The 10,781-nt window shown below is 61.6% G+C and carries 14 protein-coding genes, 1 tRNA gene and 1 pseudogene; 12 read left to right on the top strand and 4 right to left on the bottom strand.

What is annotated here, in order from left to right; translation table 11 throughout:
* A partial coding sequence (locus EN884_RS11785) for a thiamine pyrophosphate-dependent enzyme (protein WP_245491924.1) occupies positions 1-941 on the bottom strand: 941 nt, incomplete at its 3' end.
* Between the two features lie 263 nt (positions 942-1,204).
* On the opposite strand from EN884_RS11785, the gene EN884_RS11780 reads away from it, so the two are divergent.
* From EN884_RS11780 to EN884_RS11765, 4 genes are all read left to right on the top strand, one after another.
* The gene (locus tag EN884_RS11780) at positions 1,205-1,477 is read left to right on the top strand and encodes a DUF4164 domain-containing protein (protein WP_013529251.1); all 273 of its coding nucleotides are present in this window, start codon (positions 1,205-1,207) and stop codon (positions 1,475-1,477) included.
* A gap of 11 nt (positions 1,478-1,488) precedes the next feature.
* A complete protein-coding gene (locus EN884_RS11775; RefSeq protein ID WP_013529252.1) occupies positions 1,489-1,854 on the top strand; it encodes a cell division protein ZapA in 366 nt (121 codons plus the stop codon).
* A 224-nt stretch (positions 1,855-2,078) separates the two neighbouring features.
* Positions 2,079-2,738, top strand: coding sequence for a peroxiredoxin (locus tag EN884_RS11770; RefSeq protein WP_063169155.1), 660 nt, complete (start codon positions 2,079-2,081; stop codon positions 2,736-2,738).
* Positions 2,739-2,881: 143 nt separating this feature from the next.
* Complete coding sequence (locus EN884_RS11765; RefSeq protein ID WP_063169154.1) at positions 2,882-3,754, top strand: MBL fold metallo-hydrolase; 873 nt, start codon at positions 2,882-2,884, stop codon at positions 3,752-3,754.
* Between the two features lie 138 nt (positions 3,755-3,892).
* On the opposite strand, the gene rpoH is transcribed toward EN884_RS11765, so the two are convergent.
* Together rpoH and EN884_RS11755 are read right to left on the bottom strand one after the other, a co-directional pair.
* Positions 3,893-4,804, bottom strand: coding sequence for an RNA polymerase sigma factor RpoH (gene rpoH, locus EN884_RS11760; protein WP_013529255.1), 912 nt, complete (start codon positions 4,802-4,804; stop codon positions 3,893-3,895).
* A 201-nt stretch (positions 4,805-5,005) separates the two neighbouring features.
* A complete protein-coding gene (locus tag EN884_RS11755) occupies positions 5,006-6,046 on the bottom strand; it encodes an RluA family pseudouridine synthase (RefSeq protein WP_013529256.1) in 1,041 nt (346 codons plus the stop codon).
* Between the two features lie 27 nt (positions 6,047-6,073).
* Here EN884_RS11755 and EN884_RS11750 point away from each other — a divergent pair, with 27 nt between their 5' ends.
* From EN884_RS11750 to EN884_RS11720, 7 genes are all read left to right on the top strand, one after another.
* Complete coding sequence (locus tag EN884_RS11750; protein ID WP_013529257.1) at positions 6,074-6,457, top strand: fimbrial protein; 384 nt, start codon at positions 6,074-6,076, stop codon at positions 6,455-6,457.
* A gap of 48 nt (positions 6,458-6,505) precedes the next feature.
* The gene (locus tag EN884_RS11745) at positions 6,506-6,913 is read left to right on the top strand and encodes a VOC family protein (protein ID WP_063169153.1); all 408 of its coding nucleotides are present in this window, start codon (positions 6,506-6,508) and stop codon (positions 6,911-6,913) included.
* A 90-nt stretch (positions 6,914-7,003) separates the two neighbouring features.
* Positions 7,004-7,078: transfer RNA gene (locus EN884_RS11740), tRNA-Glu, on the top strand.
* A gap of 248 nt (positions 7,079-7,326) precedes the next feature.
* Positions 7,327-7,503, top strand: a complete 177-nt coding sequence (locus EN884_RS11735; RefSeq protein ID WP_063169152.1) for a Flp family type IVb pilin — start codon at positions 7,327-7,329, stop codon at positions 7,501-7,503.
* 274 nt (positions 7,504-7,777) lie between these two features.
* Positions 7,778-8,359 carry a VOC family protein gene (locus EN884_RS11730; protein WP_013529260.1) on the top strand — a complete coding sequence of 194 codons (582 nt, stop codon included), beginning with the start codon at positions 7,778-7,780 and terminating at the stop codon, positions 8,357-8,359.
* Between the two features lie 22 nt (positions 8,360-8,381).
* Positions 8,382-9,239: a glutathione S-transferase family protein gene (locus EN884_RS11725; RefSeq protein ID WP_013529261.1), complete on the top strand. Its 858-nt coding sequence runs from the start codon at positions 8,382-8,384 to the stop codon at positions 9,237-9,239.
* A gap of 374 nt (positions 9,240-9,613) precedes the next feature.
* On the top strand, positions 9,614-9,982 hold the full coding sequence (locus EN884_RS11720; RefSeq protein ID WP_063169151.1) for a hypothetical protein: 369 nt from the start codon (positions 9,614-9,616) through the stop codon (positions 9,980-9,982).
* 15 nt (positions 9,983-9,997) lie between these two features.
* On the opposite strand, the gene EN884_RS11715 is transcribed toward EN884_RS11720, so the two are convergent.
* Positions 9,998-10,210 (bottom strand): hypothetical protein, encoded by a 213-nt coding sequence (locus tag EN884_RS11715; protein ID WP_013529263.1) that lies wholly within the window; start codon positions 10,208-10,210, stop codon positions 9,998-10,000.
* 306 nt (positions 10,211-10,516) lie between these two features.
* On the opposite strand from EN884_RS11715, the pseudogene EN884_RS11710 reads away from it, so the two are divergent.
* Positions 10,517-10,781, top strand: a pseudogene (locus EN884_RS11710) (hypothetical protein); the annotation flags it as partial.

Here is a 10,781-nt window from a genome sequence, read left to right as displayed (position 1 = left end):
GCCTTGGCCAGACGTCCCTCCCAGTCGGTGCGCGGCTTGGTGCCGGTTTTACCGGCGGCGCGCCATGCGTCAAGGATGTCGGCCGGAATCTCGAAGGGCGGCGAGTCCCAGTTGAAGAATTTGCGCGCACCGGCGATCTCGTCGGCGCCGAGCGGCGAACCGTGCGCCTTGTTGGTGCCGGCCTTGGTTGGAGCGCCGAAGCCGATGGTCGTCTTGCAGGCGATCATCGTCGGCTTGTCGGAGTGACGAGCGGCTTCGATGGCATAGGCGATGGCTTCCGGATCGGTGCCGTCGATGTGGCTGGCGTTCCAGCCCGAGGCCTGGAAGCGGGCGACCTGGTCGGTGTTGTCGGCAAGCGAGACCGGGCCGTCGATCGAGATGTTGTTGTTGTCCCAGAAGACGATCAGCTTGTTGAGCTTGAGATGGCCGGCAAGCGCGATGGCTTCCTGGGAAACACCTTCCATCAGGCAGCCGTCACCGGCCAGTACGTAGGTGTAATGGTCGACGAGGTCGTTGCCGAAGGCTGCGTTCATGATGCGCTCGCCGAGCGCGAAGCCGACCGAATTGGCGAGACCCTGGCCGAGCGGGCCGGTGGTCGTCTCTATGCCGGTGGCATGGCCGTATTCGGGATGGCCGGCGGTCTTCGAGCCCAACTGGCGGAAATGCTTGATCTGGTCGATCGTCATGTCCTCGTAGCCGGTCAGGTGCAGCAGCGAATAGAGCAGCATCGAACCGTGGCCGGCCGACAGGATGAAGCGATCCCGGTCGGGCCAATGGGGGGCCTTCGGATCATATTTCAGGAACTTCGTGAACAGCACCGTGGCGATGTCGGCGCAGCCCATGGGCAGGCCGGGATGGCCGGAGTTTGCCTTCTCGACGGCGTCCATGGAGAGAAAGCGGATCGCATTGGCCATCCGGTCATGTTGTTCACGCGACGTCATGGTTCCTCCAGAAGTGGGGGTTTGGGGGCTTGGGAGAGCCCTTGAAAAGGGTGCGCGACACATAGCAGGCGCGGGCTTTTAGTCAACAAATCGGGTGCACATTTGCCGGTCTTGTGATGCCGGCGGCGGACCTACATTAGCGTTAGCGGGGGACAGTCGCGAGAGCTTTGTTGACGTTGCCTTCACCCGGTGCCTAATGTTTCAGGGATAACGCGTTCTGAACGTGAACGATTCGGTGATGGGCAGGGCACAGGACGAAGGCCATGACCGGGGAAGCCACACTCAAGGAAGTCATCGCGAGGCTGGGCAAGGCCATCGAGGGGCTGGAAAACGCCGTCGCGGCCAAGCTCGAGCATGAACGCGACTACTCCGAAGCCGAGGCCGAGGTGCAGCGGATGAACGCCGATCGCTCGCGGCTGGCGCAGGAACTCGACAATTCCGAAGCGCGCGCCGAACGGCTGGAAGATGCCAACAAGGAAGTCTCGCGACGTTTGGTGACCGCCATGGAAACCATCCGCGCCGTGTTGGACAGATAGGAGCTGGCCCGATGGCACAGGTCACGGTTTCAATCGACGGCAAGCAGTATCGCATGGCCTGCGACGAGGGCCAGGAAGAGCATCTGATCGATCTTGCCGAACGTTTCGACCGCTATGTTTCACACCTGAAGGACTCGTTCGGCGAGATTGGCGATCAGCGGCTGACCGTGATGGCCGGCATCATGGTGATGGATGAACTCTCGGAGTTGCAGAAACGCGTCAAGGGCATGGAAAGCGAAGTGCTGACCTTGCGCAAGACCCGCGACGAGGCTCTGACCAAGGCCGACAAGAGCGATAGCGTGCTGACCAACGCGCTCAGCGCGCTGGCACAGCGCATGGAAGACCTGACTGTGACAATGGCGGTCAACAAGAGCTGAGGCAGGATCTCTCCTGTCCAGCCCAACAGGCTCTCATCCGCGTGCCGAGCATTCGGCAGCATAAAAATGCTCGCCTGCCACCGACAAGAGTTTCATATTGTCTTGCAGTCACGATTTTTGCGCTAAGATGCAACGATGCCCGGGCGGGGCAGTTCGATGGCAGCATGGGTTGCCGCTTGTCGTTCCTCGCTGCCGACGGGTTCCGTTTACAGGGGAGATGTACCATGAGCCTTCGTATCAACGACATTGCGCCGGATTTTACCGCCGAGACCACGCAAGGGACGATCAAATTCCACGACTGGATCGGGGACGGATGGGCGATCCTGTTCAGTCATCCCAAGAATTTCACGCCGGTCTGCACGACCGAGCTTGGCACGATGGCGGGGCTCGAAGGCGAATTCAAGAAGCGCAACGTCAAGATCATCGGCATTTCGGTCGATCCGGTCGAAAGCCACGGCAAGTGGCAGGACGACATCAAGACGGCGACCGGCCATTCGGTGAACTACCCGCTGATCGGCGACAAGGACCTCAAGGTCGCCAAGCTCTACGACATGCTGCCGGGCGGTGCCGGCGAGACGTCGGAAGGCCGCACACCGGCCGACAATGCCACGGTGCGCTCGGTCTATGTCATCGGACCGGACAAGAAGATCAAGCTGGTGCTGACCTACCCGATGACCACGGGCCGCAACTTCGATGAGATCCTGCGTGCGGTCGATTCCATGCGGCTGACCGCCAAGCATCAGGTGGCGACGCCGGCAAACTGGAAGCAGGGCGAGGACGTCATCATCACCGCTGCCGTCTCCAACGAGGACGCGATCAGGCGCTTCGGCGCTTATGAGACCATCCTGCCGTATCTGCGGAAGACCAAGCAGCCCTCTGCCTGACCGCTCCTCGGAACAGTTTTTGGCTTTCCTGTCGCCGCGAGCGAAATGATACTTGACTGGCTCACCCGAGCGGACAACCATGCTCCTCTCGGGTGTCGTCAGAGAAAATCATTCCTGACGACCGAGAGTTGGGGAAGCCAGAATTGGACGTAGCTTTGGCCAGGCCGCAGGTCAGCGGCTTCTACGACAAGCCGACCGGGGCCATCCAGTATGTCGTCGCCGACCAGGCGACGAAACGCTGCGCCATCATCGATCCGATCCTCGATTTCGACGAGAAATCCGGTGCTACGGCAACGACGAATGCCGATATCCTGCTCGACTTCGTCAGCGAGCAGGGGCTGAGCGTCGAATGGATCCTCGACACCCATCCGCACGCCGATCATTTCTCGGCGGCGCACTATCTGAGGGAGAAGACCGGAGCGCCGACAGCGATCGGCGACAGGGTCGTCGACGTCCAGAATTTGTGGAAGGCGATCTACAACTGGCCGGATTTTCCCGCCGACGGTTCGCAGTGGGACAGGCTGTTTGGTGAAGGCGAAACCTTCACGGTCGGCACGCTTCCGGCCAAGGTGCTGTTCTCGCCCGGCCATACGCTGGCGTCGATCACCTATGTGATCGGCGATGCCGCCTTCGTCCACGACACGCTGTTCATGCCCGACAGCGGCACAGCGAGGACGGACTTTCCCGGCGGCAGTGCCGCGCGGCTCTGGCGCTCGATCCAGGACATACTGGCGTTGCCGGACGAGACGCGGGTGTTCGTCGGTCATGACTATCAGGCCGGCGGCCGCGAACCCTTGTGGGAAAGCACGGTCGCCATACAGAAGGCGACCAACACCCATCTTGCCGCCGTCCGCAGCGAGGCCGAGTTCGTCGCCCTGCGCGAAGCGCGCGACAGGACGCTGCCGATGCCGCGGCTGATCCTGCATGCGCTGCAGGTCAACATGAATGGCGGGAGGCTGCCCGAACCCGAAGCGAATGGCCGGCGGTATCTAAAGTTTCCGCTGGATGGGCTTTGAGAGATCGCTGCCGGCGAAGCTGCAATCTCCCCCTTGCAGGGGAGATCGGATGTCGCCTCCGCTTTCGCCAACCACACAAGAAAAAAGCGGCGCCAGTTTCCTGGCGCCGCCTTTAGATCTTGTTGCCTTTAGCCGGCTTTAGGCTGCGGGCTGCGCCTCAATGGTGCGCAGCGCCTGGGTCTGGCGCTTGGCGGCGGCCTTGACCGCATCCTGCACCTTCTCGAAGGCGCGCACCTCGATCTGGCGCACGCGCTCGCGGCTGATGTCGAATTCGGACGAAAGCTCTTCCAGCGTCAGCGGCTCCTCGGCGAGGCGACGGGCCTCGAAGATGCGCCGCTCGCGCTCGTTGAGCACGGCAAGAGCGCCCGACAGCATGCCGCGCCGGTTTTCCAGCTCGTCCTGCTCGATCAGCATCTCTTCCTGGCTTTCGTGGTCGTCGACCAGCCAGTCCTGCCACTCGCCGGACTCACCTTCGCTCGCCCGGATCGGGGCATTGAGCGAGGCATCGCCCGACAGGCGGCGGTTCATCGACACCACTTCGGCTTCGGAAACGTTCAGCCTGGTGGCGATCTCGGCGATCTGATCGGGCTTCAAGTCGCCGTCGTCGAGCGCCTGGATCTTGCCCTTCACCTTGCGCAGGTTGAAGAACAGGCGCTTCTGGTTGGCGGTCGTGCCCATCTTGACCAGGCTCCACGAGCGCAGGATGTACTCCTGGATCGAGGCCTTGATCCACCACATGGCATAGGTCGCGAGGCGGAAGCCGCGCTCGGGTTCGAATTTCTTGACGGCCTGCATCAGGCCGACATTGCCTTCCGAGATCACTTCGCCGATCGGCAGGCCATAGCCGCGATAGCCCATGGCGATCTTGGCGACGAGCCTGAGGTGGCTGGTGACGAGCTTGTGCGCAGCGGAGGTGTCTTCATGCTCGGCATAACGCTTGGCGAGCATGTACTCTTCCTGCGGCTGCAGCATGGGAAAGCGGCGGATTTCTTCCAGGTAGCGGCTGAGGCCGCCTTCGCCGGAAACGATACTGGGTAATGACTGGGCCATGATAGCGCCCCCTCTCTATTGGAGTGATGCCCCCGAAACGCGGCGGGCATGTGACGCGAGCACCAAAAGGCTCGCCCGCGACATCGGATCTTATACAGGAACAAAACCAGAAAAGACAGGCATTTGTTCAACACGAAACAGTGTGTCACGGTGAAGTGAACAATGTCAGTCAGGTTTTTTGATGGCTTGTCGGTGACGGGTTCAGAGTTTGCGGAAGCCGCCGACGAGTTCCTCCATGTCCCTCGGTAACGGCGCCTCGAACCTCATCGTTAGATGGGTAGTGGGGTGGCGAAATGCAAGGAGCCAGGCATGCAAAGCTTGCCGGGGAAATGCCTTGACCTGGCTTTTCAGCGGTTCCGGCAGCCGGTTGGCCTTGGTGCGGAAGGCCTGGCCATAATCGGGGTCGCCGATCACCGGATGACCGATATGCGCCATGTGGACACGGATCTGGTGGGTGCGGCCGGTCTCCAGCCGGCATTCGACCATGCTGGCGGTGGCGAACTCCTGTTGGCTCTCGCCGAAGCGCTCCTGCACGGCAAAGTGGGTGACCGCATGGCGGGCGTCGTCGCGTCCTTCCGGCACCACGGCACGGCGCACGCGGTCGGCGGCGCGGCCGAGAGGCGCGTCGACCCTTCCGGTCGGCCTCTGCGGTATGCCCCAGACCAGCGCCAGATAGGCACGTTCGAGATCGCCGGTGAGGCCGTGATCGGCGAAAGCCTCGGAGAGTGACTTGTGGGCGCGGTCAGTCTTGGCGACCACCATGACGCCGCTGGTCTCCTTGTCGAGGCGGTGAACGATGCCTGGCCGCCGCACGCCGCCAATTCCGGAAAGGCTGTCGCCGCAATGATGGATCAGCGCGTTGACCAGCGTACCGGTCCAGTTGCCCGCTCCGGGGTGCACGACAAGCCCGGCCGGCTTGTTGATGACAATCAGCTCGTCGTCCTCATAAAGCACATCGAGTGCGATGTTCTCGCCCTGCGGCTCCGCCGGCTCCGGCTCCGGCATGGTAACCGACACGCTTTCGCCCGGCGCCATCTTGCGCTTGGTCTCATCGATCAGCTTGCCGTCGACCGAGACCGCGCCCTGCCTGATCAGCATCTGCACGCGGCTGCGTGACATGTCCGGACCAAGCCTTGCCGCCAGCCACTGGTCGAGGCGCTGACCGGCCGCGTCCGCATCCGCCACCAGCACGGTCGGTACCGCCTCTATCAATTCAGGGGCCTCTTCGTTATGAGCGCTCATTGAAAAACCGTTCCGGAACTGTTTGCCATGGCCAGCCCGATCGCCGAAGAAGACCAGGATAAGCCGCTCGACCCCGAGGTCGAAAAGGTGCGCAGGAAACTCGTCCGCTTCGTCGGGATCAATCTCGGCCTGCTGTTCCTCGCCCTTATGGTGGTGATCGGCGCCCTTGTCTACAAAGCGCGCAATGCACCGCCGGCGAACCCGCCGCTGGCCGGGGATATCCAGACACCCGCCGGCGAACCGGTCAGCGGCGACATCGTGCTGCCGGTCGGGGCCAAGGTGGTCAGCCAGTCGCTGTCCGGCAACCGTGTCTCGATCGACGCCGAGCTTGCCGACGGCAGCCGCACGATCTTCGTCTACGACATCACTGAGCGACGCCTGATCGGCCGCTTTGCGATCCGCAACAAGTGACCGAGCCGCAACGATGAACGGCAGCAGGCCCATGAGCAAGCCTCGGGGATGAGCGGGTTCGCCGAACATCGTCGCGTCGCCACGGTCGCCCTGGTCGTCGCCAATTATGACGAGGCGATTGCCTGGTATGTCGAGAGGCTGGGTTTCCTGCTCGTCGAAAATGTCGATCTCGGCGGCGGCAAGCGCTGGGTCACAGTGGCGCCGGCCAACGGGCAGGGCGCCAGGCTGCTGCTGGCCGAGGCTTCCGACGAGGCGCAAAGCAAAAGTATCGGCGATCAGACCGGCGGGCGTGTCTTCCTGTTCCTGGAAACCGACGACTTTGCCCGCGACCACGCGGCGATGCTGGAGAAGGGCGTCGAATTCCGCGAAGCACCGCGCTTCGAGCCCTACGGCACGGTGGCGGTTTTCGCCGATCTGCATGGCAATCTCTGGGATCTGATCGAACCGAAACGATAGGCTGACGGCCGGCTTTTCCTCGACCGGGGAAAGCGGCCTAACCCCAGTTGCTTTTTCCCAGCGCTCAGCCTATATCGCCGGTTCTTGAACGCGCCCATCGTCTAGCGGTCAGGACACCGCCCTCTCACGGCGGGAACAGGGGTTCGATTCCCCTTGGGCGTACCAAGTTTTTCGACAAATTTGCAGGATGCCGTCGATTTCGTTTCTGAAGTCGCGGAGCCTCGATACTGTGGCGTCCGGGAAACCCGCTCTGCACAGGTAGCCGCAGCCTTAAAAACTCCCAGTGGCACCAACCAACCCGGCCTTTATTTCATTCGTCTGGCAAATGTTAACGGACGCGAAACCGGAACCTTAACGTCCCCGCAACTCACGGCGAATATTAGTTTTCGCTTTAGTAGCTGTAGGAGGTTGAAATGCAGAAAATAGCTTATCGTTTCGCTTGGGACGAGTCTGGCGCGACCGCGATCGAGTATGGCTTGATCGCAGCTCTCATCGCGCTCGCGATCATCACCGGCGCCGGGGCGGTTGGCAATTCGCTCAACGGGATCTTCACGACCGTCGGCACTACGGTCAACAGCAGCGGCTCGTAAGTCGGTACATCAATTCGGTCGGCTATCGGCCGGATTCGCCGATCTCAGCCTCCAAAGCGCAGCGCGTACGTGCTTCCGATGCCGGGCATCGGAAGTGCGGACGGCGCACTTTCCATCGGTCGGCTTTATCCGTTGCGTCACCGCGTTCGTCGCTTCTGGCGCCGCGGAGCTGTTTGCATTAGCATCACGTCATGGATCCTGGGGTACGGCTCCAGCGGCGCGCAGAACGCCGCGCTGTCCTTAGGGCCAGTTGATCCATGGGGGAGGAAGGCCAATGCAGAAGCTGCAATCGCAGGGCGTCCATCACATCACGCTGGTCGGCGCCGGGCGCCAGACCTCTATCGATTTCTGGGAAGGCGTGCTCGGCATGCCGTTCATCTTCGAACAGCCCAATCTCGACAAGCCGAGGGAAAGCCACCTCTATTTCGATCCCGGCGACGGCCGGCTGATCACTATCTTCACCGACGAGAGCCGGACGCCGGAGAAGCGGCGCACGCCTACCGATCCGGGCTGTGTTCACCACATCGCCTTTTCGGTGTCGCGCGTCACCTTTCTGCAGGCGGTCTCCCGGCTTGACGAGCGCGGCATCAAGCACAGCGGCGTCAAGGATCGCGGTTTCATGGATTCGATCTATTTCGAGGATCCGCTCGGCCTGCTGATCGAGTTGGCGTCCTACCGCTTCGAACCGCCGGCGGGCTTCACCCATGCGGATGTGCTGATGGAAGCGCACAGGCTGCGGGTCGGGCGCGGCGACTACAACATCGCCGAAGTGCATCTCGCCGATGCGATCCAGACGCTCGTAGAGCGTTCCCGTGCCACTCTGTCGGACGATCGGGCGCCGAAGAACCCATACTGAACAGACCAGAGGGAGGAACAAGATGGCCAAGACAGCGACGAAGACTGCCGGGAAATCCGCGGCCAAAGCTGCCGCCAAGCCGGCGGCGAAAGCTGCGGCAACGCCAAAAGCCAAGGCGGCCGCCAAGCCTGCGGTGAAGGCGACGGCAAAAGCCGCGCCCAGGGCCAAGGCCAAGCCGGCCAAGAAGCCGGCGCTGAAGCTCAGCATGCTGAAGCCCAGCGTCAACAACATGACCGTGCGGGTGTTTGCGCGCGCGGCGGGTTTCGACCACGCCGAGACCGATGCCTGGGGCCACACCCGTTCGCCGGAGTTCATGGCGCGAAATCCCGCCCATTTGACACCGATGATCGAGGACAAGGGCCTGCCCAGAGGCGTGCTGTGGGAAAGCTGCGCTATCATGCAGTATCTCGCCAACAAGCACGGGTTGGAGAAATTCTATCCGAAGGCGCCGGCCAAGCGGGCGATGGTCGACAGTGCGATGTTCTACCTGATCGGCACGCTCTACCCCTATGTGGCGCGCGCCACCTATCCGGCGCTCGGCTTCCCGCACTATGCCGGCGAGGTCGGCCACAGCGACGCCCATCCCGACAAGAAGTCCGAAGCCCAGAAGGCGGCGATGGCGGCGATTGCCGAGCCGCTGGAGGTCTTCCACTCGTTCTTCAGGGACGGCAAGCCGTTCATCGGCGGCAAGCATCCGTCGATCGCCGATATCCGGCTGGCGGCGACGCTCGAATTTCTGGCCGTCATCGACTATGCCTTGCCCAAATGGGCGAAGGACTATGTGGCGGCGATTGAGAAGAAGCTCGGCAAGGCCTATAGCGAGCCGGCCGGCGACGTGCGCGGTTATATCGCCCATGTGAAGTCCCAGGCCAAGGCCTGAGCTTAAGGGTTCGTTAACCAAAGCCCTGTCTACTGCAGGCAATTCGCTTTCGGCCCGCGACCACGGATGTACTGGCGCAGAACGTCGCAGCGATAGGAAAGGTCGGCGCAATGCCGGCCTTTTGCTTTTCGCACGCTTTGTTCGACGCAATTCCCAAGGGAAAAGCGTTATGCGCTTTTCCGGGAAAACCGTTTCACACTTAACCGGCATTGCTTTATCGCCAGGCGCGATCGAGCAGCGATCAGACCGCGCAAGCCCAGTCAGGTGTCGCTTTTTCGGCGTCAAGTTTGCCGAGAGATATTGCCATTGCCGACGTTGGCCCTACCATCCATTGAGCGTCCCAGATGGACCGTGGTCAGGCGTGAGGGCTGGCGATGAAAAGCGTTGCGAGACGGATTGCGGTTGCGGGCGTGGTGCTGGCGGGCGCTGTTCATGCGTCAAGTGCAGCTGAACTCAACACGATGGACGATGTCGGGGCCGCGATCCAGGCTTGCTGGACACCGCCGGCGGGAGCGGGAACCGCCAGCGTCACCTTGAGCTTCAGCTTCAAGCGGGACGGCACGCTGATCGGCCCACCGAGGCCGACAGCCATCAAGGTGGAAGGCGATGCCAAGGCGAAGAAGTCCTTTGTCGACGCCGCAACGACCGCCTTGCAGAATTGTCTGCCCCTGACCTTCTCAGCGAAACTGGCGCAAGGCATCGCCGGCAACGTGTTCACGTTGCAATTCGCCTCTCCCAAGTAGGCACCCGCCGCCGGCTCAATGGTGACTGCGCCGTGCCGCGGCATGCCGGGCAAGATCGGGCGTTTCGAAGACGTAGTCGTTCCAGGCCGATTCCGGAACCTGACCGGCCAGATAGCATTCCAGCAACAGGCTTTGTTCGGGATTGAGAGGCCTTGGCGCGCGCTGATCCAGCCCCAGCGAGTGAAACAGGTTTCTTGTCAGGTCCGAGACGGTGAAGTGGATCGACATCTGCGTTCTCCCTTTGGTCCTTCAACGCGGAAGACCGGGCAAAGGTTTCGAACGCCTGGCGATAATGGCGGTCCGTTTCGTTGCAGGTCCGCGGCGAGGGTCGGGCTTGCGCTTTCCTTTGAGGTTCGTCTCAATCTTGAAATAAAAATGTAATATCGAATTTACACGAGATGACATAATACAATAGACAAAAGCTTACCCCGGCTGAAGTTCTTGAGATAATTAGAGTTTACTCATATAGCTGAAACTTGTGTAAGTTATGGACTGTAATTCCGGGTTCTCCGCAAAAAGGACCGAGTTGTCCCGATGATCCGTTTCTGGCCTTCCATGGTGGTCGCATTGATTTCGCTGGCGGCGGTTTTGTTCGGGACGCTTCCGTCCTACGCGGACAGCTGCGGCGCGATCAGAAGCCAGTTGCTTTCGGGTGGCCGCAGCAACGGGGCGAACCCGGAGCTTGCTCAACTGCGTCGGCAACTTGCAGCCATCCAGACTATCGAGAGACAGCGCCAGTGCACGGCGAAAAGTTCGCTTGGTGGTCTCTTCAACGCTTGCGCCGATCTCGCCAGGAGCC

This window comes from Mesorhizobium sp. M7A.F.Ca.AU.001.01.1.1, assembly GCF_004022735.1.
GTDB lineage: Bacteria > Pseudomonadota > Alphaproteobacteria > Rhizobiales > Rhizobiaceae > Mesorhizobium > Mesorhizobium ciceri.
This window is presented reverse-complemented; position numbering and strand designations above follow the sequence as displayed.